Source organism: Pseudomonas sp. S2_E01, assembly GCF_054668365.1.
In genome coordinates this window covers 5,224,080-5,248,416 of record NZ_CP162762.1, presented here as the reverse complement: position 1 = coordinate 5,248,416, position 24,337 = coordinate 5,224,080, and the positions used below count along the sequence as shown (strand labels likewise).

Annotated in this window: 27 protein-coding genes; 9 read left to right on the top strand and 18 right to left on the bottom strand. The window is 62.7% G+C overall.

What is annotated here, in order from left to right; all coding sequences use genetic code 11:
• Positions 1-2: 2 nt before the first annotated feature.
• From gspF to gspM, 8 genes are read left to right on the top strand one after another with little or no spacing between them, the layout of a single operon-like run.
• Positions 3-1,211, top strand: a complete 1,209-nt coding sequence (gene gspF / locus AB4O36_RS24195; protein ID WP_460140439.1) for a type II secretion system inner membrane protein GspF — start codon at positions 3-5, stop codon at positions 1,209-1,211.
• A gap of 3 nt (positions 1,212-1,214) precedes the next feature.
• Positions 1,215-1,670: a type II secretion system major pseudopilin GspG gene (gene gspG / locus AB4O36_RS24190; RefSeq protein WP_460118787.1), complete on the top strand. Its 456-nt coding sequence runs from the start codon at positions 1,215-1,217 to the stop codon at positions 1,668-1,670.
• Positions 1,671-1,673: 3 nt separating this feature from the next.
• Positions 1,674-2,141 (top strand): type II secretion system minor pseudopilin GspH, encoded by a 468-nt coding sequence (gene gspH, locus AB4O36_RS24185; RefSeq protein ID WP_460118785.1) that lies wholly within the window; start codon positions 1,674-1,676, stop codon positions 2,139-2,141.
• On the top strand, positions 2,134-2,511 hold the full coding sequence (gene gspI / locus AB4O36_RS24180; RefSeq protein WP_460118783.1) for a type II secretion system minor pseudopilin GspI: 378 nt from the start codon (positions 2,134-2,136) through the stop codon (positions 2,509-2,511). The genes gspH and gspI overlap by 8 nt, the downstream gene beginning before the upstream one ends.
• The gene (locus AB4O36_RS24175; protein WP_460140438.1) at positions 2,504-3,046 is read left to right on the top strand and encodes a type II secretion system protein GspJ; all 543 of its coding nucleotides are present in this window, start codon (positions 2,504-2,506) and stop codon (positions 3,044-3,046) included. Before gspI ends, AB4O36_RS24175 begins: the two co-directional genes overlap by 8 nt.
• On the top strand, positions 3,043-3,894 hold the full coding sequence (locus AB4O36_RS24170) for a type II secretion system protein GspK (protein ID WP_460118779.1): 852 nt from the start codon (positions 3,043-3,045) through the stop codon (positions 3,892-3,894). The genes AB4O36_RS24175 and AB4O36_RS24170 overlap by 4 nt, the downstream gene beginning before the upstream one ends.
• The gene (gspL, locus tag AB4O36_RS24165) at positions 3,891-4,997 is read left to right on the top strand and encodes a type II secretion system protein GspL (RefSeq protein ID WP_460118777.1); all 1,107 of its coding nucleotides are present in this window, start codon (positions 3,891-3,893) and stop codon (positions 4,995-4,997) included. The genes AB4O36_RS24170 and gspL overlap by 4 nt, the downstream gene beginning before the upstream one ends.
• A complete protein-coding gene (gspM, locus tag AB4O36_RS24160; RefSeq protein ID WP_460140437.1) occupies positions 4,994-5,428 on the top strand; it encodes a type II secretion system protein GspM in 435 nt (144 codons plus the stop codon). The genes gspL and gspM overlap by 4 nt, the downstream gene beginning before the upstream one ends.
• A 143-nt stretch (positions 5,429-5,571) precedes the next feature.
• Here gspM and AB4O36_RS24155 read toward each other — a convergent pair whose 3' ends face one another.
• Entirely contained in the window at positions 5,572-6,846 is a 1,275-nt protein-coding gene (locus AB4O36_RS24155; RefSeq protein WP_460140436.1) for an MFS transporter, read from the bottom strand.
• Between the two features lie 117 nt (positions 6,847-6,963).
• On the opposite strand from AB4O36_RS24155, the gene AB4O36_RS24150 reads away from it, so the two are divergent.
• The gene (locus AB4O36_RS24150) at positions 6,964-7,863 is read left to right on the top strand and encodes a LysR family transcriptional regulator (protein ID WP_460118771.1); all 900 of its coding nucleotides are present in this window, start codon (positions 6,964-6,966) and stop codon (positions 7,861-7,863) included.
• Between the two features lie 122 nt (positions 7,864-7,985).
• On the opposite strand, the gene AB4O36_RS24145 is transcribed toward AB4O36_RS24150, so the two are convergent.
• From AB4O36_RS24145 to AB4O36_RS24065, 17 genes are all read right to left on the bottom strand, one after another.
• The gene (locus tag AB4O36_RS24145) at positions 7,986-9,212 is read right to left on the bottom strand and encodes a beta-ketoacyl-ACP synthase (protein ID WP_460118769.1); all 1,227 of its coding nucleotides are present in this window, start codon (positions 9,210-9,212) and stop codon (positions 7,986-7,988) included.
• Positions 9,212-9,940 (bottom strand): 3-oxoacyl-ACP reductase FabG, encoded by a 729-nt coding sequence (fabG, locus tag AB4O36_RS24140; RefSeq protein ID WP_460140435.1) that lies wholly within the window; start codon positions 9,938-9,940, stop codon positions 9,212-9,214. The genes AB4O36_RS24145 and fabG overlap by 1 nt, the downstream gene beginning before the upstream one ends.
• Positions 9,937-10,413 carry an ApeP family dehydratase gene (locus tag AB4O36_RS24135; RefSeq protein ID WP_460118765.1) on the bottom strand — a complete coding sequence of 159 codons (477 nt, stop codon included), beginning with the start codon at positions 10,411-10,413 and terminating at the stop codon, positions 9,937-9,939. The genes fabG and AB4O36_RS24135 overlap by 4 nt, the downstream gene beginning before the upstream one ends.
• Positions 10,410-11,606 (bottom strand): beta-ketoacyl-[acyl-carrier-protein] synthase family protein, encoded by a 1,197-nt coding sequence (locus AB4O36_RS24130; protein ID WP_460140434.1) that lies wholly within the window; start codon positions 11,604-11,606, stop codon positions 10,410-10,412. The genes AB4O36_RS24135 and AB4O36_RS24130 overlap by 4 nt, the downstream gene beginning before the upstream one ends.
• The gene (locus tag AB4O36_RS24125; RefSeq protein WP_460142171.1) at positions 11,603-12,052 is read right to left on the bottom strand and encodes a hypothetical protein; all 450 of its coding nucleotides are present in this window, start codon (positions 12,050-12,052) and stop codon (positions 11,603-11,605) included. The genes AB4O36_RS24130 and AB4O36_RS24125 overlap by 4 nt, the downstream gene beginning before the upstream one ends.
• Positions 12,053-12,210: 158 nt before the next feature.
• The gene (locus AB4O36_RS24120) at positions 12,211-12,936 is read right to left on the bottom strand and encodes a class I SAM-dependent methyltransferase (protein ID WP_460140433.1); all 726 of its coding nucleotides are present in this window, start codon (positions 12,934-12,936) and stop codon (positions 12,211-12,213) included.
• On the bottom strand, positions 12,933-14,180 hold the full coding sequence (locus AB4O36_RS24115) for an NAD(P)/FAD-dependent oxidoreductase (RefSeq protein ID WP_460140432.1): 1,248 nt from the start codon (positions 14,178-14,180) through the stop codon (positions 12,933-12,935). Before AB4O36_RS24115 ends, AB4O36_RS24120 begins: the two co-directional genes overlap by 4 nt.
• Positions 14,167-15,327, bottom strand: coding sequence for a cation:proton antiporter (locus AB4O36_RS24110; RefSeq protein WP_460118757.1), 1,161 nt, complete (start codon positions 15,325-15,327; stop codon positions 14,167-14,169). Before AB4O36_RS24110 ends, AB4O36_RS24115 begins: the two co-directional genes overlap by 14 nt.
• The gene (locus tag AB4O36_RS24105; RefSeq protein ID WP_460140431.1) at positions 15,324-17,657 is read right to left on the bottom strand and encodes an MMPL family transporter; all 2,334 of its coding nucleotides are present in this window, start codon (positions 17,655-17,657) and stop codon (positions 15,324-15,326) included. Before AB4O36_RS24105 ends, AB4O36_RS24110 begins: the two co-directional genes overlap by 4 nt.
• Positions 17,647-18,249 (bottom strand): outer membrane lipoprotein carrier protein LolA, encoded by a 603-nt coding sequence (locus tag AB4O36_RS24100; protein WP_460140430.1) that lies wholly within the window; start codon positions 18,247-18,249, stop codon positions 17,647-17,649. Before AB4O36_RS24100 ends, AB4O36_RS24105 begins: the two co-directional genes overlap by 11 nt.
• On the bottom strand, positions 18,246-18,671 hold the full coding sequence (locus tag AB4O36_RS24095) for an acyl-CoA thioesterase (protein WP_460118751.1): 426 nt from the start codon (positions 18,669-18,671) through the stop codon (positions 18,246-18,248). The genes AB4O36_RS24100 and AB4O36_RS24095 overlap by 4 nt, the downstream gene beginning before the upstream one ends.
• On the bottom strand, positions 18,664-20,208 hold the full coding sequence (locus AB4O36_RS24090) for an HAL/PAL/TAL family ammonia-lyase (protein ID WP_460118749.1): 1,545 nt from the start codon (positions 20,206-20,208) through the stop codon (positions 18,664-18,666). Before AB4O36_RS24090 ends, AB4O36_RS24095 begins: the two co-directional genes overlap by 8 nt.
• Positions 20,189-21,136, bottom strand: coding sequence for an LpxL/LpxP family acyltransferase (locus AB4O36_RS24085; RefSeq protein WP_460140429.1), 948 nt, complete (start codon positions 21,134-21,136; stop codon positions 20,189-20,191). Before AB4O36_RS24085 ends, AB4O36_RS24090 begins: the two co-directional genes overlap by 20 nt.
• Positions 21,133-21,867 (bottom strand): glycosyltransferase family 2 protein, encoded by a 735-nt coding sequence (locus AB4O36_RS24080; RefSeq protein WP_460140428.1) that lies wholly within the window; start codon positions 21,865-21,867, stop codon positions 21,133-21,135. The genes AB4O36_RS24085 and AB4O36_RS24080 overlap by 4 nt, the downstream gene beginning before the upstream one ends.
• Entirely contained in the window at positions 21,860-23,539 is a 1,680-nt protein-coding gene (locus tag AB4O36_RS24075; RefSeq protein ID WP_460140427.1) for an AMP-binding protein, read from the bottom strand. Before AB4O36_RS24075 ends, AB4O36_RS24080 begins: the two co-directional genes overlap by 8 nt.
• Complete coding sequence (locus AB4O36_RS24070; RefSeq protein WP_460118745.1) at positions 23,536-24,081, bottom strand: COG4648 family protein; 546 nt, start codon at positions 24,079-24,081, stop codon at positions 23,536-23,538. The genes AB4O36_RS24075 and AB4O36_RS24070 overlap by 4 nt, the downstream gene beginning before the upstream one ends.
• Complete coding sequence (locus AB4O36_RS24065; RefSeq protein ID WP_368556674.1) at positions 24,078-24,332, bottom strand: acyl carrier protein; 255 nt, start codon at positions 24,330-24,332, stop codon at positions 24,078-24,080. Before AB4O36_RS24065 ends, AB4O36_RS24070 begins: the two co-directional genes overlap by 4 nt.
• Positions 24,333-24,337: the final 5 nt, after the last annotated feature.

Genomic DNA, 24,337 nt, shown 5'->3' with positions numbered 1-24,337 from the left:
CAGTGCCGACCTTCGACTACCGGGCCGACGATGCCCAGGGCAAGCGCTGCAAGGGGCGGTTGGAGGCGGACAGCCCGCGACATGCTCGTGAACTGTTGCGCGAGCGCGGTCTGTGGCCGCGTGAATTGAAAGAAGTGCACGTGGGCACCGCCATCGGTTTGCAACCGCGCGGTGGACGTTTGAGCGCCGCGCAACTGGCGTTGTTGACGTTGCAGTTGTCCACCCTGGTTCAAGCCGGTCTGCCTCTGGAAGAAGCGTTGCAAGCCGTGGCCCGCCAGAGTTCGAGGCGCAAAGTAGCGGGTCTGTTGTCGGCGGTGCGCAGCCGGGTCATGGAAGGGCATGCACTCTCCACGGCACTGTCGCTGTTTCCCAGGGCGTTCCCGGATCTCTATCGCGCCACCGTCGCTGCGGGAGAGCGTTCCGGCCATTTGGGTCAGGTGCTGGAGCAATTGGCCGCGTACACCCAGGCGCGTCAGGCCTCGCGGCAGAAGATTCAGATGGCGCTGGTGTACCCGTTGATACTCATGCTGGCCAGCGTGGCGATCGTCGGTTTTCTGCTGGGTTTCGTGGTGCCGGATGTGGTGAAAATCTTCATCGACAGCGGTCAGCCGCTGCCTTGGTTGACTCAGGCGCTGATCGGCTTGAGTGGCGGTTTGCGCCAGCATTTCCTGACGTTGATCGCTGGTCTGGCGCTGCTGGTCGGCCTCTACCGCTGGAGTTTGCGCGAGCCTGCGTGGCGGCTGCGCTGGCATCGCCTGGCGCTGCAACTACCGGTTGTGGGGCAGGTGTTGCGGGCGATGGAAGCGGCACGCTTTGCCAGCACCCTGGCGATCCTGAGCAAGAGCGCCGTGCCGTTGGTGGATGCGCTGGAAATCGCTGCGGCGGTTATCGGCAACCTGACCCTACGCGCGCGCATGGTCGATGTCGCCCGCTCTGTGCGTGAAGGCGGGACGTTGACTCGCGGCCTGGAACTCAGCGGCGACATCCCGCCGATGATGCTGCACATGATCGCCAGCGGCGAACGCGCTGGCGAACTCGACCACATGCTGGTGCGGGCCGCGGAGCAACAGGAGAGCAGCCTGGCCGCGCGCATCGCGCTGGTCGTGAGTCTTTTCGAACCCGCCATGCTGGTGCTGATGGGCGGCGGTGTGCTGCTGATCGTGCTGGCCATCCTGCTTCCTATCCTGAGCCTCAACCAACTGGTGAATTGACCCATGCAACCTCTACCTGACAATTTGTCCCGCCGGCAGGCGGGTTTCACCCTGATCGAAATCATGGTGGTGGTCGTGATCATCGGTGTGCTGGGGGCCATTGTGGTTCCACAGTTCATGAGCCGTCCCGATCAGGCCAAAGTCACCGCAGCGAAAATCGATATCCAGGCGATTTCCACTGCCCTGGAAATGTATCGCCTCGACAATTTCCACTACCCCTCGACGCAGCAGGGGCTGGAAGCCTTGAGCAAACACCCGTCGGGCCTGCCGGCGGCGAGAAACTGGAACCCCCAGGGCTACCTGAAAAGCTTGCCGGTCGACCCGTGGGGCACGCCCTACCAATATCTCAATCCCGGCGCACAATCGCTCGATGGAAGCTTTGACCTGTATTCCCTGGGGGCTGATGGCGTGGTCGGCGGTGACGGGCATGCAGCCGACATCGGCAATTGGGGCGGCTGATTCATGCGCCAGTGTTGTCAGGGCTTCACCTTGCTCGAGTTGATGATCGTGCTCGTGGTCATCGGCATGCTGCTGGGCATGGTGAGCCTGGTGGTCGCGCCCAACCCATTGCGTGAAGCACGCTACGAAGCGGGCGAAGTCGCCGGCATGATCCAGCGGCTGCGTGAGCGCGCCGTGCTCAATGGCGAGCAATACGGTATTCGTCTCAGTGAGTCTGGTTATCGCGTCATGCAGCTCCAGGACCGTGAGTGGCGGCCAATGGCTGCCTTCCATCAGTGGCCCGCCCACCTGCGTTTGCACCTGGAGCAGGACGGGCAGGCCCTGACGCTCGGCGGCGATCAAGGGTTGCCGCAACTGTTGATGCTCAGCAGCGATGAAAACACGGCCTTCATCCTGACGTTTTCGATGGGCGACCGCTCGCTCCTCAGCCTGTCGAGCGACGGCCTGGGTGAGGCAGTGATCGATGGTTAAGGGCGTGTCGCAGCAAGGCGGGTTCACCTTGCTGGAGATCATGGTGGCCCTGGCGGTTTTCTCCACGTTGGCGGCCGCCGTGCTCTCGGCCAGCCAGTACGTGGCGAAGCAGACCACGGTGGTCGAGGCGCGGCTGTTCGCCGTCTGGTTGGCCGATAACCAGCTCAATGAACTGCGCCTGCAATCGTCGTTAGCCCCGGGGCAGGAGCAACGTACGGTGCACATGGATCGCCGCGACTGGCGGCTTCGCCAGCAGGTCAGCGCATCGCCGGACTCGCGACTGTTGAAGGTCGATATCGAGGTCAGCGCTGTCGGTGGCGACTCAGTCCTGCACCGCAGCCGTGGCTGGATACCGGTGCGCGATGAATAGGCAAAGCGGCTTTACTTTGCTGGAGCTGGTGATCGCCCTCGCGATCTTCGCCGTGCTCGGCCTGGCCAGTTGGGGATTGTTCGACGGTGTCGTGCGCGTGCAGCAGGGCACAACGGCCCACGGGCGGGAGTTCAGGCGCCTGCAACGGGCGGTGGCGGTGATTGAGCGTGACTTGATGCAGGTCACCGAGCAGCCGGTGGTGCTCGAGCAACGCCAGTTGCAGTTGCAACGCAGCCATTGGCGCAACCCTCTGGACCAACCGCGCAGCGAGCGCCAGACGCTGACCTACCGGCTTGAAGACGACGTGCTGTGGCGTGAAAGCATGGGTGAGGGCACGCCGGCCCCGCAGCGGCAGAAACTGCTCGGTGAAGTTCGGCAGTTGAGCTGGCGCTTGTTTGATCGTCAAAGCGGCTGGCGAGATGAGTGGCCGGCCTCGGACGATGCAAGTGTACCGCTGGCCGTGGAACTGCAAGTGTCGGTGGGGCGCTTCGATTCGATCCGCCGGGTGCTGCTGTTGCCTGGGGCATTGCCTTGAACGGACGACAGCGGGGGATCGCCCTGATCAGCGTGTTGCTGGTCATGAGTCTGGCGTTGCTGATCACCGGCGGCTTGCTGCGCAGCCATCGCCTTTCGTTGCAAAGCAGTGGCCAGGCTGTGCAACACGTGCAATTGCGTCAGTGGGCGATGGCCGGGGAAACGTGGGCGCTCTTGCAATTGCAGGAGGCGGCCAGTGCATCGCGGACAACCGTCGACCTGACCCAGGCATGGGCGCGGATGTCGCCCGATTTCGACATCGAAGGTGCGCAGTTGCACGTCGGTATTGAGGACCTGGCCGGTCGTTTCAATCTCAATGCCTTGTTACGCCAGGGCCGGATCGACCAGGTGACGCTCAATCGTTGGGGACGCTTGCTTGAGCGGCTCGAACTGGCGCCACTGTCGCTGAGTCAGGTCGGCGTCTTGAATGAGCTCAGCCAATTGCGTCTGCTGCCGGGCGTGGATGGGCAGCACCTGCGTCGATTGGAACCCTGGGTCGCGTTATTGCCCACCGACGCTGCGCTGAATATCAACACCGCCCCGGCGCTGCTGTTGAGAACGCTGGATGACCTCGAGCCAGCCACGGTCGACGCCCTGATCCGCCAGCGCTCGATGGCGGCGTGGCCCAGCGTCCAGGCCTTTACCGAGGAACCGCTGCTGCGGGGTGCCGACCTGAGCCGTCATGGCCTGGGCGTCACCAGTCGCTGGTTTCGAGTCACCGTGCAGATCACCCAGGGGCAGAGCCGACTGCGACTGGCCACGGATGTCGAGCAGGATCCCGACACTCGGCAATTCAAAGTCCTGCAGCGACGCCTACTTCCTTCAAGTGCCAATGAGATGCCCCAATGAACACCTGGCTTTACCTGACCGCCGAGGGTCTGAACACGGCTTCTACCGACTGGCCAAGCTGCCTGTGGTCATCCGCCGGACAACGGCGGTTGATGCCATTGGATCAGGCCGCGCGCGAGCTTGGCGGGCAAACGGTGGATCTGCTGTTGCCCATGGAATTGTGCAGTTGGGTGCGCACCGATCCGTGGCCGAACAAACGCCACCCCGGGGGGCAGGCCATTGCTTTTGCCGTGGAAAACCAACTGAGCGACCCCCTCGATCATCTCCATTTAGGGTTTGGCTCCCGCGACAAGGAGGGGTGTTATCCGGTGATGGTGGTGGAACGAGAACGCTTTGCCGCAGTGCTCGCGTTGCTCAAGGAAACGGGCATTGCTGTGCGTTCGGTGTACGTAGACGCCGATATCATGCCCGGGACCGGACCGTTGGCGGTGCGCTGGTTCGGTCGATGGCTGGTGGGCGCAGGCGCTCCAGCCCGCCTGGCGATGGACGATGAGGGATTGGCGCTGCTGCGACCGCTGCTGCCACTGGATACCCGATGGATCGACGAGCGCCACGATGCGGTCGACATCGATCCGTACCTGACACTCAGTCACTCGCGGGCCATCAACCTGCTGCAAGGACCTTTCGCCCCACGTCGCCGGCATCTGTCGTGGCGGCCTGGTGGCCTGGCGCTGCTCGCTCTCCTACTGTTGAGCTGGCTGGCCAGCGCCGCGCGAATCGATTTTCTCGAGCGCGAAACCCGTCGGATCTCCAACCAGAATGAACAACGGTTCACCACGCTCTATCCAGACCAGACCCGCATCGTCGATCTGGCGACACAGCTCAAGGTACTGCAAAACCAGGCAACAGAGCCGCAGAAGACCCATATCGCCGGCCTGCTCGGTTTGGTTGAGCAAGTCGTTGGCGCCAGCCCGGTTGAAGTACGGCGTATCGAGTATCGGGCGGGTGATGGCTGGAGAGTCCAATTGACTGCCAACAGCTTTGCCGAGCTTGAGCAGTTACGCGAACGCGGTCGCCAGCAAGGCATGCCGGTCCGGCTCGACAGTGCGAACAAGGAACTTGACCGCGTGCAAGCGACGCTCACCATGGAGGACGCTCGATGAAGGCTGCCTGGCGTCGCCTGGCCATTCGTGAGCAACGCCTGTTGATGCTGATGGGCGCCTTCGTGCTGATGGTTGCCGCATTCAGCCTGATCTGGCAACCCACCCGCGAGCGCTTGGACGCCGCCGAGCGCCAGCACCAACGGCAATGGATACTGGCGTCGCAGTTGCAACGCGCGCAGCCGCGCAGTGAAGTGAACGCCCTCGTCCCTGATCAGCCCCTTTCACTGCGCATCAGCGAAAGCGCCACGGCGGCCGGGCTGGAGCTGCACCAGATGGATGCCGACAACGACCTGTTGCGCCTGACTGTCAGCGGGGACGGGAAAACGCTGCTGCAATGGCTGGATCGCGCGGAGCGCGAGGGCGCAGCCTTGCAATCGCTGACACTGGAAAAACGCGACACACTTTTGCAGGCGCGGGTGGTGCTCAAATAGAACGCCTCACCTCCTGAATGACCCTCACCGCCCTTTGTAGGAGCGAGCTTGCTCGCGATGGTGCCTGAGTGGCTGCGGTGTCTGGACGTTAATCGCGACGGTTCGACGCCTCGACATGCTCGCTCCTACAGGGTGGGCCTGCTTCAAATTGGGGTTCCTGGCAGAGGCGGCAGCTTCGCCAGCTTCAAAGCCACCAACAGCGCCACCACCAGCAGGGCACCGATGAACAGGCCGATGCCATTCCAGCCACCCAGGTGCCAGAACATGCCGCCGGCGGTCCCTGCGATGCTCGAGCCGGCGTAGTAGCTGAACAGGTACAGCGACGATGCCTGGCCCTTGGCCTTGGTGGCGCGGCGGCCGATCCAGCTGCTGGCTACCGAGTGCGCGCCGAAAAAGCCGAAGGTGAAGATCAGCATGCCGATGATGACAACCGGCAGCGGCGTGACCAGGGTCAGGGCGAGGCCGACGAACATCAGCGCAATGGTGGCCCAGAGCACCTGGCGCCGGCCCAGCTTGTCCGCCAGCGCACCTATTTTCGCCGAGCTGTAGATGCCCGACAGGTACACCACCGAGAGCAGGCCGACGAAAGCCTGGTCCATGTGGTACGGCTCGGCGAGCAGGCGATAACCGATGTAGTTGAACAGGGTGACGAATGCACCCATCAACACAAAGGCCTCAAGAAACAGCAGGGGCAGGCCGGCATCTCGAAAGTGCATGGTGAAGCCATCCAGCAGGCTGCGCGGGTGCAGCGAGCGCGCGCGGAAATTGCGCGATTCGGGGAGGATTCTCCAGAACACCACCGCCGCGATCAGTGCCATCGCGCCGACCACCAGCATCGCGGTGTGCCAGCTGACGAAGTCGATCAATACGCCTGTGATCAAACGCCCGCTCATCCCGCCGATGGCATTGCCGCCGATGTAGAGGCCCATTGCCAGGCCGATGTGCTTGGGGTGGATTTCTTCGCTCAGGTACGTCATTGCAACGGCCGCCAGGCCGCTCAACGACAGGCCGATCAGTGCACGCATCAGCAGCACGCCGTGCCAGCTCGGCATCATCGCACTGGCGATGGTGCACAACGCGGCGGCTGCCAGTGCCGTGACCATCACCGGCTTGCGCCCGATGCGGTCCGAGATCGGACCGGTGATCAGCAGGCCGATGGCGAGCATGCCCGTGGCCACTGAAAGGATCAGGCTGCTTTGCGCCGCATTGATGGCGTACTCGTGGGACAGCAAAGGCATCATCGGTTGCACGCAATACAACAACGCGAAGGTGGCGAACCCGCCGCAGAACAGCGCCAGCACCGTGCGCATGAACATCGGGGTGCCTTTCTCGATGTAAATCTCCTTGAGCTCGGCGGCGGTATCGCCAGCGGTGGCGGGAGGCACTTCATGGGCGAGTGGGGCGACAGCAGTTTTCACTTCAGACCTCGGGGCGGGCAGCGGTCAGGCAATGGAAAAAGCATATAGCTGGCTAATGATTCAATCCAATATATTATTCGACCTGTTTAAGAGGTTTTACGACCTGTTGGAGGGATCATGGAACTGCGACACCTGCGCTACTTCATTGCCGTGGCTGAAGAACTGCATTTTGGCCGTGCGGCCCAGATGCTCGGCATCTCGCAGCCGCCGTTGAGCCAGCAGATCCAGGCGCTGGAGCAAGACGTGGGGGCGCGCCTGTTCGAGCGCACCAATCGTCGGGTCGAACTGAGTGAGGCGGGCCGATTGTTCCTGGAGGAAGCCCGGCTGGTGTTGGCACAGGTCGACAAGGCCGCCGATGTGGCGCGTCGGGCGCAGCGAGGTGAGCTGGGCGAACTGAAGATCGGCTTCACTTCGTCCGCGCCATTCAACTCGACGATTCCCCAGGCGATTTTTGCTTTTCGCCAGCAATTCCCGGCCGTGCATTTGACCCTGCGGGAAATGAGCAGCACTCAGGTGGCCGACGCGCTGGTGGATGAGTCGATCGAAATCGGCATCATGCGGCCATTGGCTTTGCCCGAGTCGCTGAGCGTGGTGGAGTTGACGCGCGAGCCTCTGGTGGCGGTGCTCAGTTCCAAGGATCCACTGGCCCTCGGCAGCGAAGAAGGTTTGTTCCTTTCAGCCCTGGCTCACGAACCCTTTGTGTTTTTCCCTCGCAGCTACGGCAGCGGGTTGTACGCGCAATTGTTGAGTCTGGCGCGGGAGGCGGGTTTCAGTCCGAATTTTGCGCAAGAGGCTGGCGAGGCAATGACCATCATCGGCCTGGTGGCGGCGGGGCTTGGGGTGTCGGTGTTACCGGCGTCTTTCCAGCGGATGCGCATCGATGGCGTGGTCTATCGCTCCTTGCTCGACCCCGGAGCGATGTCGGCGGTGTGGCTCGCCCAGCGCAAGGGGCAGGTTTCGCCGATGGCGAAGGCATTTGTCGAGTTGCTGACGGAGGTCGAACCGCTCAAGGCCTGAGGAGTATCCCTGTAGGAGCGAGCATGCTCGCGATGGTCGTAGATGATGACGCTGGCTGTCTGAATGCCCGCGGTGCCTGATCCTCCATCGCGAGCAAGCTCGCTCCTACAGGGGCAACGGACTCAGGACCAGCGCCGGAAAATCAGCGACGTGTTGACCCCACCAAAGGCGAAGTTGTTGTTCATCACGTACTGGTTGCGCATTTTCCGGAATTCGCCGCGCAGGTAGTCGAGCTTGCCGCAGTGCGGGTCCACCTGGTCGAGATTGAGGGTGTGGACGTACAAGTCGCGGTTCATCATTTCGATGCTGAACCAGGACTCCAGCGCACCGCATGCGCCGAGGGTATGGCCAAGAAAGCTCTTCTGCGAACTGATCGGCATGTGCTCACCGAACAGGGTGCTGGTTGCCAGTGTCTCGGCGATATCGCCCTGTTCAGTAGCGGTGCCATGGCCGTTGACGTAGCCGATGTCCGATGGCTGCAAGCCGGCGTCTTCAAGCGCCAGCTCCATGGCCCGGCGCATGGTCACCTGTTCCGGACGCGTGGTGTGCTGGCCGTCCGCGTTGCTGCCGAAGCCAACGAGTTCGGCATGGATATGTGCGCCGCGCGCCAGGGCGTGTTCCAGCTCTTCCAACACCAGCATGCCGCCGCCTTCGCCGATCACCAGGCCGTCGCGACCGCTGTCATAAGGGCGCGGTGAGGTCTGCGGAGCGTCGTTTTTCAGGCTGGTGGCGTAGAGCGCATCGAAGACCATGGCTTCGGTGGGGCACAGTTCCTCGGCGCCACCGGCGAGCATCAGGGGCAGGCGTCCGAACTTGATCGCTTCATAGGCGTAGCCGATACCCTGGCTGCCGCTGGTGCAGGCGCTGGAGGTGGGAATCAGGCGGCCGGTGAGGCCAAAGAAAATGCTGATGTTCGCCGCCGTCGTGTGGGGCATCATCCGCACATAAGAGTTGGCGTTCAGGCCTTCGGCGACGGAATTGAGCAGCATGTTGCCAAACGCCTTGATCTCGTCGGTACTGCCCGTTGATGAACCGCAGGCGACGCCCATGCGCCCGTCCTTGATCGACGCGTCACCCAGCAAGCCCGCGTCGGCCAGCGCCTGCTCTGCGGCGCCGACCGCCAGGCGCGAGACCCGGCCCATGCTGCGCAGTTGCTTGCGGGTCCAGTGGCTTGGCACCTTGAAATCATCGATTGGCCCGGCCAGGCGCGTGTTGAGTTCGGTGAAGCGATCCCACTCGTCCATCCGCCGGATACCGCTGCGATTGGCGCGGAAGTTGGCGGCGATGGTGTCCCAGTCGCAGCCCAGCGAGGTGATGCCGGCCATGCCGGTAACGACAACACGTTTCATCAGCACAGGCCTCCGTTGACGGCCAGCACTTGACGGGTGATGTACGACGCTTCAGCCGACATCAGGAAGTTCACCGCGCCGGCCACCTCGTCAGGGGTGCCCATGCGTTGTGCAGGAATCATTTTCATCAGTTCTTCCACCGGCACGTTCTCGTCGAGCATGGCTGTGTCGATCAGGCCGGGCGCGACACAGTTGACGGTGATCTTGCGCTTGCCCAGTTCGATGGCCAGAGCCTTGGCGGCACCGATCAGACCGGCCTTGGAGGCGCTGTAATTGACCTGTCCGCGATTGCCGATCAAGCCGGACACCGAGGTGATGCATACAATGCGTCCGGCGGCGCGACGACGAATCATCGGCATCATCACCGGGTGCAGCACATTGTAGAAACCGTCGAGGTTGGTACGCATCACCACATCCCAATCATCCTCGTTCAGCGCTGGAAATGCACCGTCACGTGTCAGGCCGGCATTGAGCACGACGCCGTAATAGGCGCCGTGGGTCTCCACGTCAGCTTCGAGGATGGCCTTGCAGCCGGCGCGATCGGACACGTCGAATTGCAGGATGCGGGCGCGGCGACCGAGGGCCTCAATGTCCGCCTTCACCGCCTCGGCTTCTGTCAGGCCGCTGCGGCAGTGCAGCACGATGTCATGGCCGGCCCGAGCCAGGCGCAAGGCGATGGCACGGCCGATACCACGGCTGGAACCGGTGACCAGTACCGAGTCAGTCATGCCAGGGTTCCTTGTGCAGAGCTGTGTGGAGTTTCATGCAGGTATTGAGCGGCCTGGGGCGGACGGAACACATTCAGACGAGCGGTGGCGTGAATGCCGGGGGCGTTGATGTGGCATTCAAACACGCCCATGCCGTTGTCGTCCTCCAGCGAGCGAATGCCGTGGATACGCAGTTCGGTGCCGACAGGGAAATGATCGACGTTGCATTCGAATTTGCGCGAGCCCAACAGGAAGCCCAGTGCCACTTCGTCGCCGCGCTGACGTGCATGGCAACCGGCATAGGCAGCGACACTCTGCGCCATCAACTCGACACCCACCCACGCCGGCAGTCCGCCGTCTGGACGACTGAACAGGCCATCGGGCCTGACGGTGAGGCGGGTGTGGATCTGTTCGTCGTCGAACGCCAGGACCTGATCAATGAGAATCATGTCGCCGGCGTGCGGCAGCAGCTGCGCGAGCGGCCAGTCAATCATGGGGCATCTCCGATAATCAGGCTGACGTTATTGCCACCGAAGGCAAAGGAATTGCTCATCAGGAAGCGAGGTGCAATGGACGCCAGATGATCGGTCGCGGTCACCCATTTCAAAGTCGGCAGGGCGGGGTCTTGCTGTCCGTCCCACACATGCGGCGGCAGCGCCTGTTGGTGGTTGTCCGCGCACAGGCTCAGCCAGCAGAACGCCGCCTCCAGCGCACCGGCCGCGCCGAGGGTATGACCGGTCATGGGTTTGGTCGATGAGCACGGCACGCCGTGGGGGAACAAGGTCGCCACCGCCAGGCTTTCCATGGCGTCGTTGTGTTGGGTGGCCGTGCCGTGCAGGTTCAGGTAGCTGATTTGCTCCGGTTGCAGCCGCGCCCGGCTCAGGGCCTTGCGCATCGCTTGCAAGGCGCCGCGCCCGGTGGGCTCCGGCGCGGAAATGTGGTGGGCATCGGAGCTGGCGCCACTGCCCAGAAGGGCGATCGACGGGGTGGCGTTCGCCTGGCGGGTCATCAGGAACAACGCTGCGGCTTCGCCGATGTTGATCCCGTCGCGGTTCATCGAGAAGGGGTTGCAGCGTTGTTCCGAGACGGCTTCCAGCGCCGAGAAACCGTTGAGTGTCAGCTTGCACAGGGTGTCGACGCCACCACACAACACTGCGTCGCACATGCCCAGGTCCAGCAGGCGTTGCGCGCTCATCAACGCCCGGGCGCTGGAGGTGCAGGCCGTGGAAATCACGTAAGCCGGGCCGCTCAATTGCAGCCAGTCGGCGAGGAAGGTGGCCGGCGCGCCGAGTTCCTGTTGCTGGTAGTCGTACTCGGCGGGGAATTGCTGTTCGCGAACGTAATGCGCCAGCCCGCGGCTGGCCTCGTCGATTCCCGATGTACTGGTGCCCAGGACCACGCCAATACGCTCGCGACCGTAGGAGTGGATCGCTCGGTCAATGTCGTCGCGGATCTGCAATGCCGCTTCCAGCAGCAGTTGATTGTTGCGGCTGCCTTGATGTGCCAGTTCAGGCGGGATGGGCGCCAGTTCGCCGCGCACGGCGGCCACCGGTATTGAACGTTCCGGTACCCAGCCGGCCTCGCTGCGCACGCCGGCGCAATCACCGGCGAACAGATTGCTTGCAACCTGTTGTTTGTCGCGACCCAGGGCGCAGATGACCCCGAGGGCGTTGAGGTACGCGGTCATGGCGTTTCACCGGTCAGGGGGGTGACAAGATACGTCGGACCCTCTGACAGCTTCAGTTCAAAATTCAGTGGTTGTGCGTAGCGCACATCCCAATGTTCGGGCAAGGCACGTTGCACGCCATGTTGCCAGGCGCTCGGGTAGTTATCCGAAAGTTCATCCCTGGGTGTCAGTGCGAACAACAGCGCCGCGAACAACGTCCGCGCTTCGGGGTTGGGCGGTAACAAGCCATCAGCCTGCCATTGACCATCGATCAGTTTCTGGCGTGCCTGGGGAATGCCCAGCAGGTCCATCATCGACCAGCGAATGCCCGGGCCTTCGCGGGCGATCACCAGGACCCAGTCCTGACGCAGGCCGTCCTCCAGGCGCTGAATGTGCAGTTGCTGGGGCAACGGCAGGTTGGGGGCCTGTTCAGGCAGCGGCGCGCGGCTGGCGCAGGCGCTGAGCATCAACAGCGCGAAAACCACCCCTGTAGGAGCGAGCTTGCTCGCGATGGCGATCGCCCATCCGAAAAATTCGCTGACTGACACACCCCTATCGTCGGAACGCCGCCCGGAGACAAGCTCGCGCCTACAGGTTGGGTGTTTCATACGGCTTGAGGTGAACATCAGGCAACCCCTTCCAGAGGCTTGCGCGCCACCACATTGACCAGGGTTTCTTCCCGTTGGCCGAAGGGTTTCGGCTGGCGCAGGCCGAAGCGTTCAAGGAGGCCGAAATCCCTGGACCGACTCCACCACAAGTACGGATAAGACACGTTGTGCGGTGAAAATTCAAAACCCTGACTGCGGATCATCTCGAGATACTGGGCGGCACTCTTTTGCACGTGCATGGGGTGGCGAAATAACCAGCGGATGACCCAGGTATCAATGTAAGCCTCGGTGGATTCTGCGAACAGCAGATATCCGCCGGGCTTGAGCACGCGATGGAACTCGGCCAGGGCCCTTTCCTGCTCCACCAGGTGATGGAAGGTCTGGTGACAGAACAGCAGGTCAACGCTGGCATCCGCTACGGGCAGGGTCGCGCAATCGCTGCCGATCAGTTCCACGTCCATGGCCTGACGGGCGGCTTCCGCGCTGCTGAGTTCAAGGCTGTGCGGGTCGGCATCGATACCGATCAGGCGCCGTGGCGCGAATGTCTGACGCAGGTGCTGGAACGACTTGCCCTGGCCACAACCGGCATCGAGCAGTACGGGATGCTCTGGCAATGCTTCGCTGAACAGGCTGCGCAGGTCATTGATCGCGACGCGCAGCACATGATGCTGCCAGGTATGGCTGCGCAGGAACCAGAGACCGAAGCGAGTCTCTTCAACGTAGTTGTCGCTCAGGTAATTCATGTTGCATCCCTAGCACAGAGTTCCGACAGCATTCGCAATCGGCGTTTGGGTTCAGCGACAAACGGGTTGCGCTCGTCCCAGGCGTAACCGGCGAGGATCGAGCTGATCATGCGGCGGATATCGGGTGAGCTGTCCGGATGATAAATCACATCCTGGAATGTGCCGGCGTACCAGCCTTCGACATAGCAGCGGAAGGTATCGACGCCACGCTTGAGCGGCTCGGCGAATTCGCGCTGCCAATCGACGGTTTCCCCCAGCAGCTGTCGGTGCAGCACGGCGGCGGCCATGCTTGCCGAACGCATGGCGATGGTCACGCCGGAAGAGAACACCGGGTCGAGAAACTCGGCGGCGTTACCCAGCAGCGCGAAACCGGGGCCGTGCAAGGTCTTGACGTTGGCCGAATACCCGCCGATGACGCGTGCCGGAGTATCCCACACGGCGTTGCCCAGCACACCCGCCAGGCTGGGTGTTTCGGCAATGAACTGGCGCAGGCAGTCGTCCAGGTTTTGCGCGCGAGCATCGAAATGCCCGGCTGCCGCGACCACGCCCAGTGAGCAGCGGCCATTGCTGAACGGGATGGTCCAGAACCAGATGTCACGCTGGGTCGGGTGGGTGGTGATCAGGATTTTCGTGCGGTCGAAACCTGGGTGATTGATGTGGTCTTCGATGTGGGTGAAAACCGCCTGGCGAACCGGAAAATTCGAAGGCGCTTCAAGGTCCAGCAAGCGCGGCAGGACGCGGCCGTAGCCGCTGGCATCGAGCAGGAAGTCCGCTTCGACGCCGTATTCGCTGCCGTCCTCGCGTTGCACGCCCAACTGCGGTTTTACCCGAGCGACATCGACACTGACGATGGTTTGTCCGTAGCGGATTTCCACGCCTTGCAGCGCCGCCTGATCGGCCAGCAGTTTGTCGAAATCCGCCCGCTGGACCTGGAAGGTCGTCGGTTTTCCCTGGCTGAAGGTGTCGCTGAAATCGAACGCGCTGCGTTGCTCGCCCCAGGCGAACGCCGCCCCGGTTTTGAGCTGGAAACCGGCGGCGTTCACGGCGTCGAGCATCCCGGCTTCCTCGACGAAATCCAGGCAATGGGACAACAGGCTTTCGCCGATGGAAAAACGCGGGAAGTGCTGGCGTTCGATCACCAGCACGTCATGCCCCTTGCGCTTGAGCAATGCGCCGGCGATGGCACCCGAAGGCCCGGCCCCTATGATGACGACCTGACGACGTTCCATTTCAGTGGTTGGCATGGGAATTCCTTTGCGAGGTGGCAGCGTTCACGGGCATTCGATGCAGGCCGACCAGTGCCGGCAGCAACGTCGCGATCAGGCCCATCAGCATCAGTGCGAAGTACAGCGGCGGGCTGATGAGGTGTTGTTGCAGCAGCAGGTTGAGAAAAACGATCTCGCTCAAGCCGCGAATGTTGAGCAGCACACTTTCACGCCAGCGGCTGGCGCCTGGGAAGGAAGCGCCGGCCCAACCCAGCCCCAGCCAGTTACCGACCATTTTGCTGATGATCGGCAGCAGCAGCAGCGCTGCCAGTTGCAGCCAGCCGAGGCTGTTCAGGGCGCTATGGACGTTGATCTGCACGATGCCGAACGTGAGGATCAGCGGGATTGCGACCCAGGTCTGCATGCCAGTGATCCAGCTCGTCGGCAGCGGCAGCACCAGTGGCACCTTCAGTGCGGCCATGCACAGCAGATAGCCGATGCCGACCAGCAATGCGTTGAGTTTGTAGTGTTCGGCGACCACCAGCAGCGCGAAGAAACAGGCGCTGTACAGTCTTGGCTGGCGCAAACCCAGGAGCCGCAGCAGCAAAGGCAGGGACGCACAGGCCAGGGGTAATAGCAGGCTGCTCAAGTGCAAGCTGCCTTGCGCGATGGCGAACAGCGTCCAGCAGGTGAGGTCGATCAGGATCGCAGTCTGCACCAGTCGACGCGTTGCGGTGTTCGGGTAGCCGATATGCCGCAAGTACAGATACAGCACCGGGATCGCGGTAATGGCGAACAGCAGGCCCACTGCCAGCGAACTGATCCACGGTTGCGGCGGCAGCAGCCAGACGGCTGTTGCGAGCCCACAGGCAAACGGCACGCAGAAACTCGGCAGGGCGATTTTCAGGCTCTGGCGGTCGAGTTGCAGATCGATCACGTCACTGAGAATGAAACCCAGCAGCAGGGCAAAACTCAGGCTGTAGAGGGTTTTCAGCCACAGTGGCGCGACCAACTCGACGCCGCTCAATTGCCAATGTGGCTCGACCCAGAAATACATCAGCAACGGCAGGCCGGCGGTGGCCAGCAATAACTGACTGACAATCGGAATCAGGCCGAAGTGCCGCCCCACGCGGGTAGCCACGGCAAACAGCGCCAGGGCCATCGCCCAGAACAGCACGATCATCATGCTGCAGGCTCCGCGACCGTCGCCGCATGTGCCTGTCGTCCGGCCCAGGGTGCGAGCAAAAAGCTGAACGCCAGGCCCAGGCTCACCGACAGTCCAAAGTTGCTCACTGCCGGGGTGCTGGACACCGCCAGCAAGCCGAAGGACAGCCAGGTGGTCAGCGCTGCCAGCAGGGTGCCCAGCAGGCTGACGGCCGCTCCGCCGACCTGTTCGCGCATGAGAATGGCGTAGTCGACGCTGATCGCTGTTACGAGCAGCAGGCCGAACAGGCTGAACAAGGTCAGCGGCTGACCCAGCCAGCCGAGACTCGCGAGGCTGCACAATGCGGCCAGCAGCGGCAGGGCGACGATGCGCATCGCGCCACCCAGGCCGAACGGCAGCATCAACACCAGCACGATCAACACGCATGAAGCGAGTTTCAGCTCCGCAGCGCTGATCTGCGTCTGGGCAAAGACCCTGTTCAAGTCGCCGAGTCGATCCACCAACTCCACACCCGGCAAATCCATCACCTGAACCCGCAACAATGCAGCGTCGTTCAAGCCTTGCAGGCTGACAATGGCGGCGACGCCGTCATCGGTCGAGCCCAGCCACAACGTACGATAGGGTTCGGCCAATGGGCCGGTCAGTGCGCTGTCGATATCCTCGGTGGGCAATGTCTGCAACTTCGCCAGCTCGCTTTTCAGAGCGTCCAGCGGTACACCGACGGCGAGCAGCGGCTGCCAGAACTGAGGCAACTTGTTTAGCGCTTCGCGCACCCGCTGCTGTTCACTGGGTGGGCTGACCAGTTGATTGAGCGCCAGGTATCCATTGAGTTTGTCCAGATTGATCAACTGCTCCAGCCGCTCGCCCAAAGCGCTCTGGCGCTCCAGCAACTGCTGCTGATTGGCCGCGCGCACCAGGAAAAACTGACTGGTGGGCTGATAACCAGTGATGCGCGCGATGGCCTGGGCTTCGTCAGTCAGTTGCTGCGGCGCGCCAATCCACTGGCGGATATCGTTTTTGCTCTCGAGTTGCAGCAGGCCACCGACACAGAAGGCAATCAATAGCGCCAGCAACACGGGGGTACGCGCGACCTTCAGCAGGGCTTCGCGTCGATCGAGCAGATAGTCGGACACCCGCAGTGGCCAGTCCGCCGGGCGCAGCTCCACGTTCTTGAGCAGCGCGGGTAGCAGGCACACTGCTGACAGGTAGGCACCCAGCAGGCCGGCGGCGGAGAACACGGCAATCTGGGTCAGCGCCGGGAATGGCGTCCAGGCCAGCGCGAGGTAGCCAATGCAACTGGTGATCAGGCTCAGCGTCAATCCGGGCAGGGTCAGGCGCAAGGCTGGCCAACTGCGCCAGGGTTTCAGGCTCCAGCTTTTGGAGAGGTAATGCAGCGGGTAATCGACTGCGACGCCGATCAGGCTTGAACCGAGCACCAACGTCATCACATGCATGCGCCCGAACAGCGCCACGCAGGCCACCGCACCGAACAGCATCCCAACCAGCACCGGGACGAAGGCCAGCAGTACTCGCCAGCGACGGAAGGCCAGCAGCAACAGCAGAAGAATGCCGAGCGTGGCGCCGCCGCCGACCCAGGTCATCTCGCGAGTGGCTTGTTGCTGGCCGTTGGCGGCGTAGAGCAGGCCGCTGGCGGCGAGCAGTTGCACGTCGGAGCGGGCCGCCTGTTCGCGGCTGAGCTTGAGCAGGTCGGCCACTTGCAGTGGCAGGTTCATGTCGAAGGCGTTGCCGGTGGTGCGCGCCCGCAGCAGCACCCAGCTCTTGCCGTCAGCATCGGCCACCAGCGCGCCGCTGCCGATGTCCAGCTGCACCGAACCCAGTTGCGACTGGCTGTTCTGGATGCGTCCGGTCAAACCCAGCCAGTCATCCTGGCTGGGCACCAGGCTGAACCCGGTAAAGGGGTCGAACAACGCCTGCACCCGTTGCTGGATGAACGCGTCGGGGTGTTCGATCAGTTGCTGGCGATCCTTCGCCGACAGCATCGCCAGTCGGCCTTGAAGCAGTTGTGCGCGCAGGGCTGGCAAGTCTGCCTGCAAGGTCCACTGGACCTTTTCGAACAGACCGCTGGCCTGCCATTGCTCACCCAGTTGCTGCGCCGTGGAGACGGCTTGCTGGCGATCCGGGTGACCCACCAGCACCAGCATTTCGCGGTTCAGCGGTTCCTGCATGCGCTGTTCGGCACGCAATTCAAGGGCGTCCGGCGCGGTGCCGGGCACCAGTTCCATCAGGTTGGCCGACAGCGGGGCTCCATCACGCCATTGCCAGCCGGCGAGCGCGAGCACTGCCAGCAGCAGGAGCACAAACAGACGTGGCAGCGTGCGTTCACTCGGCAAAGTCTTGTTGCTCCGTTTCGCTTAGCGGGGAGGTGCTCGTGCTGTCCTGCATGCGCATCAATGTGCGGTCGCCCTGGGTTTCCAGCAGTTCGATGCTGTGCACCAGCTCGCCGCCTGTGATGTTGATCTGATTGAACACCTGCTTGAGCAGCACGGACCGCGGGATCAAGGTCAGGGTCCAGTTCTGCGCATCGCCCCCCAGGGACAGTTCGAAATCCCGCTTCAGTCCGCTGCTGTCGCCCTGCAATACGGCCAGGAACAAGCGGTTCTGCTCGGTACCGGCACTTTTGCCCGGCAGCAGTTGCCAGCCGCTGGCATCACGCCGGGCGATGCCTTTGGCGGTGATGCGGTAATCCTGTTGCAACGGTGTTTTTAACAGCCACAGCAAACCGTGGTTTTTCGCCAGGACGAAGCTGCCTTTGCTCGTCAGGGGTTGGGGCAGGGCGCGCAGGTGTTTTTCCTGGGTGAACTGGCCGTGGATGACATCGGGTTTGGCCAGTTGATCGCTGAGCTGTTGCAGATCGAACGCATGGGCGATCGATGACAGGCACAGCAGTGTCAGCGCGCCCATGCATTTCAGGAGTGGGTTCATGCCAGTACCCTTTCGACAGCATCGGTAAAAACCCTGGGTGAGGCCAGTTGCATCTCCCGGCTGCGCATCTCGACCGCCACCTGCACCGAGCTGGCGCGGGTCAGGCGTTCACCGGTCTGCACGTCGCTGATGAGGTAATTGATCTTCAATCGATTTTCCCACTCCACCAGGTTGGCCCGTACATTGAGCGTCTGGCCGAAGACGGCGGCGCGCACGTAGCGCAGTTGCAGGTCAATGACCGGCCAGGCGTAGCCCGACTCGACCATGGCCGCGTAGTTGTGGCCGATCCTGTCCAGCAACGCGCAGCGCGCCACTTCCAGGTATTTGATGTAGTGGCCGTGCCAGACGACGTTCATGCTGTCGACGTCGAAGAACGGCACGAGGATCTGCGTATCGATGTGAAGAACGCCCTTGCTACGCATGCAACCTCCAGTGTTGTTCGGCAATCCGTTGCAGGCACAGGCGTAATTCGCTTTCCAGCGCACGGTCCTCGATGACCGGTGAAAAATCCCTGGCCAGTGCCTCGTGCATGGCGGCGAGGGCCGGAGGCAGGGGACGCGCCTCCTCGGCCTTGCTGCGCAGCCACACGCCTTGGTTGGCCGCCAGCAACGTGGCGGCGGCGACCTGTTCGGTCAGCTCCAGCACACGGATCGCATCACGGGCGGCGATGGTGCCCATGCTCACCTTGTCCTGGTTGTGGCATTCAGTGGAGCGTGAGAACACGCTGGCCGGCATGGTGTTTTTCAAGGCTTCGGCGGTCCAGGCGCTGGCACCGATCTGTACAGCCTTGAAGCCATGATTGAGCATGGCGCGATCTGCCGTAGCACCAGACAGGTTGCTCGGCAAGCCATGGTTGTAACGCTCGTCCACCAGCAGCGCGAGTTGACGGTCGAGCAGGTCGGCGACGTTGGCCACCAGGTTTTTCAAGCTGTCCATGGCGAACGCGATATGGCCGCCATAGAAATGGCCGCCGTGCAGTACACGTTCGGCTTCGGCGTCGATGATCGGGTTGTCGTTGGCGCTGTTGAGTTCGGTCTCGATGAACGAGCGCAGCCAGTTCAGGCTGTCGGCCAACACGCCGAGCACGTGGGGTGCGCAGCGCAGGGAATAGCGGTCTTGCAGGCGGTGCAGTGGCGCGGTGGGCGCGGCGATGGCCAGGTCCTCGCGCAACCACTTGGCGACCTGCATCTGTCCCGGATGAGGTTTGGTTGCGAACAGGCGCTCGTCGAAATGCTCCGGATTGCCTTGCAACGCCACAACGTTCAGCGCAGTGATGCGCGTGGCCAGTTGCAGCAGGTAGTCGGCGCGGGCATAGGCCAGGCAGGCCAGGCCGGTCATCACGGCAGTGCCGTTCATTAATGCCAGGGCTTCCTTGGGGCGCAACACCAGCGGTTGCCAGCCCAGTTCACGATGCACATCGCCAGCCTGTCGGCGTTCACCGCGATAGATCACTTCGCGCTCGCCGGACAGGGTGGCGGCCACGTACGACAGCGGCGTCAGGTCACCACTGGCGCCCACCGAGCCCTCTTCGGGAATCAGCGGCAGGATGTCGTGTTCGAGGAACGCCTGGAGGCGCTCCAGCAATTCCACGCGCACGCCGGAAACGCCATGGCACAGCGACTGCAAGCGCGCCGCCAGCACGGCGCGGGTGGCCTGTGCGTCGAGCAGCTTGCCCAGGCCGCAGCCGTGGAACGTGAACAGGTGCTGCGGCAGCGCCTCGACGTGATGCAAGGGCACCGCCACCACGCACGAATCGCCGTAACCGGTGGTGACGCCGTAGATCACGCCTTCCTTGTCCAGCAGCGAATCGAGGAAACGTGCGCCCTTGGCGATGCGCTCGCGGTAGGCGGGGTCGTCCTGCAATCGTGTCGGCACTTGGCGGTTGGCCAGGGCTCGCACGTCTTCGATGCGCAAAGGGAGTTCGCCGAAGGTTACCGGCTCAAGCGTTGGCGTCGTCATCGGTCTTCCAGAAAGGATAAAAGTTGAACCATTGTTGGGGCGCTTCAAGGCAATAGTGGCCCAGGCGTTCGGCGTAGCGGTTCGCCCACTGATGAATGACCTGTTCGCGGTCGTTGCGCTTCCAGATGATGGTGTCGGCGAACGGTTCGAGGGTCAGGCGATAATCACCATCGGGCTTCTTCAGGCACAGCAACAGATTGACCGGGCACTTCAACAGTCCGGCCAGCAGCCATGGCCCTTGTGGGAATCGAGCCGGATAACCGAGGAAATCCACGGTCACGCTGCGCCCGCCGTGCAATGGCACACGATCACCAGCAATCGCCAGCCACTCGCCGCGCTCCAGGCGCTCGTGCAGTTGCAGCATGATGACCGGGTCGAGTTCGCTGACCTGGATCAGCCGCAGGTTGGTCGCGCCGGCCTCACCCAGCAGGCGGTTGAATTGTTCGGCATGCTTGGTGTGCACCAGCACATTCATCGTGACCTTTTCGCCGATCTCTGCCAGCGCACGACACACTTCGAGGTTGCCCAGGTGGGCGCCCACCAACAGTTGGCCACGGCTGCCGCGCAACTGGTTGCGCAGCAGTGCGGGGTCGATGATTTCGATCTGCTCGATGCTGAGCTTGCCGTTCCACACGTCGAGTTTGTCGAGCATTGAGTCGGCGAAGGCCATGAACTGGCCAAACACCCGCCAGTGGCTGGGACGCAAACTGTCACGGCCACTCCAGTCGGCCAGGCGTTGCTGGTATTGCCAGGCACTGTGGCGGGCAGTGCGACCAAACAGGAAAAAGTACAGGACGATGCCGTACAGCACCGGGCTCAGCAGCCTGCGGCCGAGCACCTTTGCGCCAAACGCAGTGAGCTTCATCAGCCAGAAGCTGCCCCGCTCCTGGCGGTCCGCCCAATGTTGCTTGTCGACCCCGTCGCTCATGCTCGCCACCGTCGCCAGAGGATCACCGGAGCGCGCAGCAACATGCCAAAAAAAAGCCTGGTGTGCATGCTCGAAATCAGCACATTGTCGTGGAGCATGCGAAAGTGCGAGACACCGTCCAGCGGGTAATGCACCTTGGTGGGCAACCACTGCATCGGCTGATTGCGCCAGGCCAGTCGCACCAGGATGTCCGAGTCGAAGTCCATGCGCTTGCCGATACGGGCCGAGTCGATGACCGCCAGCACGGGCGACAGCGGGTAGACGCGAAAACCGCACATCGAATCGCGGATCTGCAGGGACAGCGTGTTGATCCAGACCATCACGTGCGTCAGGTAGCGCGCGTACAGGCGACCTTTCGGCACACTGGCGTCATATTGCGGATAACCGCAGATCAGTGCGTGGGGATGGGCGCGCGACTGTGCGATGAAAACCGATACGTCCTGCAGATCATGCTGGCCATCGGCATCCACCTGCAAAGCGTGGCTGAAGCCAAGGCGCGAAGCTTCGCGCAGGCCGGTCATGACCGCGCCGCCCTTACCCTGGTTGGCGGCGAGGCGGATCAGGTAGACCATTTCGCGCTGCGCCAGTCGATCCAGCACCGCCGCACAGGCCTTATCGCTGGCGTCGTCCACCAGGATGCACGGCAAGCCACAGGCGATCAGCGCATCGACCACCGTGGTGATGGCGGTTTCGTGGTTGTAGACGGGGATGACGGCGCAGGGGCTATGCATCGCCGGCCTCCAGCAAAATCCGCCCACTCGAGCAGGTGGCCGTCTCGTTGCGATAGGCGAAATACACCTTGCCGCGAACCGGGTCGAAGCGCAGGTGCAACTGGATTTCATCGCCCGGGCGCACCAGTTGCTGGAACTTCAACACTTCCATGCCGGCGAATTTCTCCGGCAGGTTCATCAACTGTTGACCCAGTTGCAACGCCCACTCCACCTGCACCACGCCGGGCAATACCGGAGCCTGGGGGAAGTGACCGCTGAAATAGGCCAGGTCTGGCGGCACCGCCAGTTGCAGGCTCCACTCACCATCGGTTTCGATTTGCTCGAGGATTTCTGGCGACTTCGGGCGTGGAGCCATCAGCAAGGCGTCCACGTCCGCCTGAGGCAATTTGCCTTGGGTGTTCAGCGGCAGTTGTCGCAGCAGGCGCCAGCGCCGAGGCAGGGCGATGGCTTCGCAATGCTGGCTGAGGTGCTCGCGCAGTGTTTGCGTCAGTGTGCGTCGACCGTGATTGCGCAAGGCATGCAAACCTGACTCACTCAGGACCAGCAGCGCACCCAGCGAGGCACGATTTTCCTGGACGACCCCCAGGCGCGCTTCGGCCACCCACTCATGGTCAGTCAGTGCCCGTTCCAGCATGGGCAGCGAAATGCGTTTTTCTTCGAGCTTGACGATCCGGTCCAGTCGGCCCAGCAGTTCGAAACGGCCGTCGGCGGCGATTCGTACTGCATCCGCGGTGTGCTCGACATGATCCTGCGGCAGGTAGGGCGACGCAATCAGCAACGCGCCATCGCTGTCCTGGCTTAATTGGACGCCGGCAAAGGCTTGCCACAGCGCATCGCCCTGGCGCCAGGCAATGCCACCGGTTTCAGAGCTGCCGAGGATTTCCGTTGGCCATTGCTGCAGGCGTTGATACAGGCCGTGTGCTGCCTCCACCGGCAAGGCACCGCCCGATGAAAATACTCGGCGCACTGCGCTCAAGGCTGGCCAGTCGAGGTTGTCACCCATGCGCTTGAGCAACGCAGGGCTGGCGACCCAGGCAAACGACGGATATTCACGGCTGGCGCGCTGCAGGTCTTCGGGGAAAGGCAGTTGCCTGCGCACGAATGGTCGCCCGGCGCACAGCGGCCACAACACGCGAAACAGCAGACCGTAAATGTGTTGAGTGGCAACGCTGCCAATCACGCAGGCGTCGGCCAGATCGGCTCCCCACAATTGCTCCAGCGCCTGGACCTCGTTGACGAGCTGGCGAAGGGATTTATCGATTCGCTTGGGTTCGCCGCTGGAACCGGACGTGCACAGGCTCAGCGTGCAACGATCCAGGTTGAGAGGGGCAGGGATTGCGGGCGTCTGGCGATAGTCGTCCAGGTGCCCATCATCGGCCTGGTCCGTCAGCCACAGATCGACCTCATGCGACCAGCGCTGACGGGTCTGTGGTTGCAGGTCCGCCGGTAACAACACGCTGACCCCGGCACGCCAAGCACCGAGCAGCGCGATCGCAAGGTCGGCCGCGTCTTCGAGGTGCACGGCGATGCGTCGCACGCCCTGGCGCTGAAGGCCGGCCGCAAGGCTCAGGGCCTGTTCGCACAGCTGTGCATGATTCAACGCCGGCCCGGCCGTCACGGTGCGTTCCGGCTGCGGCTTGAGCAACAGTTGCTCAAGGTTTATCCAATTCATGGTCGGCCTCGTACCCGTTGTCGTATGAGCCATTCAATGGCAAACATCAGGCCGATCAACCCGTAGGAGATCAGGCCCGTGTACAACATCCACCAACTCAGCGGCGCCCAGAGCGTCAGCGCCGCCGCACAAAATCCGTTGCACAGGAAAAACACGCACCAGGCGATCGTGACCTTGCGTGTGTAGCGAATGGCCCTGGCGGGCAGATGGGGTTCACGCAACCTGGCCAGGCGCTCGATCATCGGCGGACCATATTTCAGACTCAGCCCGAACAGCACCAGCATGAATCCGCTGATCAGCACCGGGTACCAACGCAGCAGGGCGGGGCTGTCGAACAAGGCCAGCAGCAGGCAGAACACGATGGCGACGGTGGCCATCCACAGGCTGCCAGGCTTGCGCGCGCCGGTCAGTGCCCGCGCCAGCCACAGGCTTCCCAGCAGCAGGCCGAACTGCCACGGCGCGAAATGCTCCATGCCGAAATACACCGCGAAGGGGTACAGCACGCCCGCCAGCAGCAGGCCAAGGCCGATCAGTCGCCTCATGCAGCCGGTTGGACCAGTCGATAGACCGCCTCGACCACATCGTTGACTGTGCGCACCGATTTGAACTCTTCGGCGGCGATTTTCTTGCCGGTCTGACGCTTGATGTGATCGATCAGGTCGACCGCATCGATGCTGTCGATTTCCAGATCCTGATACAGGTTGGAGTCGAGGCTTACACGCTCGCGGTCCAGTTCGAAGAGTTCGACCAAGGCATCGCGCAGGGTGTTGAAAATGTCTTCACGAGTTTGCATGGTCC

Bases quoted from the DNA above. Each gene is read 5' to 3' on its own strand.
- gspG (WP_460118787.1), top strand. From the start codon at position 1,215: ATGCAACCTCTACCTGACAATTTGTCCCGCCGGCAGGCGGGTTTCACC.
- gspH (WP_460118785.1), top strand. From the start codon at position 1,674: ATGCGCCAGTGTTGTCAGGGCTTCACCTTGCTCGAGTTGATGATCGTG.
- gspI (WP_460118783.1), top strand. From the start codon at position 2,134: ATGGTTAAGGGCGTGTCGCAGCAAGGCGGGTTCACCTTGCTGGAGATC.
- AB4O36_RS24175 (WP_460140438.1), top strand. From the start codon at position 2,504: ATGAATAGGCAAAGCGGCTTTACTTTGCTGGAGCTGGTGATCGCCCTC.
- gspL (WP_460118777.1), top strand. From the start codon at position 3,891: ATGAACACCTGGCTTTACCTGACCGCCGAGGGTCTGAACACGGCTTCT.
- gspM (WP_460140437.1), top strand. From the start codon at position 4,994: ATGAAGGCTGCCTGGCGTCGCCTGGCCATTCGTGAGCAACGCCTGTTG.
- AB4O36_RS24150 (WP_460118771.1), top strand. From the start codon at position 6,964: ATGGAACTGCGACACCTGCGCTACTTCATTGCCGTGGCTGAAGAACTG.
- AB4O36_RS24145 (WP_460118769.1), bottom strand. From the start codon at position 9,212: ATGAAACGTGTTGTCGTTACCGGCATGGCCGGCATCACCTCGCTGGGC.
- fabG (WP_460140435.1), bottom strand. From the start codon at position 9,940: ATGACTGACTCGGTACTGGTCACCGGTTCCAGCCGTGGTATCGGCCGT.
- AB4O36_RS24135 (WP_460118765.1), bottom strand. From the start codon at position 10,413: ATGATTGACTGGCCGCTCGCGCAGCTGCTGCCGCACGCCGGCGACATG.
- AB4O36_RS24130 (WP_460140434.1), bottom strand. From the start codon at position 11,606: ATGACCGCGTACCTCAACGCCCTCGGGGTCATCTGCGCCCTGGGTCGC.
- AB4O36_RS24125 (WP_460142171.1), bottom strand. From the start codon at position 12,052: ATGCTCAGCGCCTGCGCCAGCCGCGCGCCGCTGCCTGAACAGGCCCCC.
- AB4O36_RS24120 (WP_460140433.1), bottom strand. From the start codon at position 12,936: ATGAATTACCTGAGCGACAACTACGTTGAAGAGACTCGCTTCGGTCTC.
- AB4O36_RS24115 (WP_460140432.1), bottom strand. From the start codon at position 14,180: ATGCCAACCACTGAAATGGAACGTCGTCAGGTCGTCATCATAGGGGCC.
- AB4O36_RS24110 (WP_460118757.1), bottom strand. From the start codon at position 15,327: ATGATGATCGTGCTGTTCTGGGCGATGGCCCTGGCGCTGTTTGCCGTG.
- AB4O36_RS24100 (WP_460140430.1), bottom strand. From the start codon at position 18,249: ATGAACCCACTCCTGAAATGCATGGGCGCGCTGACACTGCTGTGCCTG.
- AB4O36_RS24095 (WP_460118751.1), bottom strand. From the start codon at position 18,671: ATGCGTAGCAAGGGCGTTCTTCACATCGATACGCAGATCCTCGTGCCG.
- AB4O36_RS24090 (WP_460118749.1), bottom strand. From the start codon at position 20,208: ATGACGACGCCAACGCTTGAGCCGGTAACCTTCGGCGAACTCCCTTTG.
- AB4O36_RS24085 (WP_460140429.1), bottom strand. From the start codon at position 21,136: ATGAGCGACGGGGTCGACAAGCAACATTGGGCGGACCGCCAGGAGCGG.
- AB4O36_RS24080 (WP_460140428.1), bottom strand. From the start codon at position 21,867: ATGCATAGCCCCTGCGCCGTCATCCCCGTCTACAACCACGAAACCGCC.
- AB4O36_RS24075 (WP_460140427.1), bottom strand. From the start codon at position 23,539: ATGAATTGGATAAACCTTGAGCAACTGTTGCTCAAGCCGCAGCCGGAA.
- AB4O36_RS24070 (WP_460118745.1), bottom strand. From the start codon at position 24,081: ATGAGGCGACTGATCGGCCTTGGCCTGCTGCTGGCGGGCGTGCTGTAC.
- AB4O36_RS24065 (WP_368556674.1), bottom strand. From the start codon at position 24,332: ATGCAAACTCGTGAAGACATTTTCAACACCCTGCGCGATGCCTTGGTC.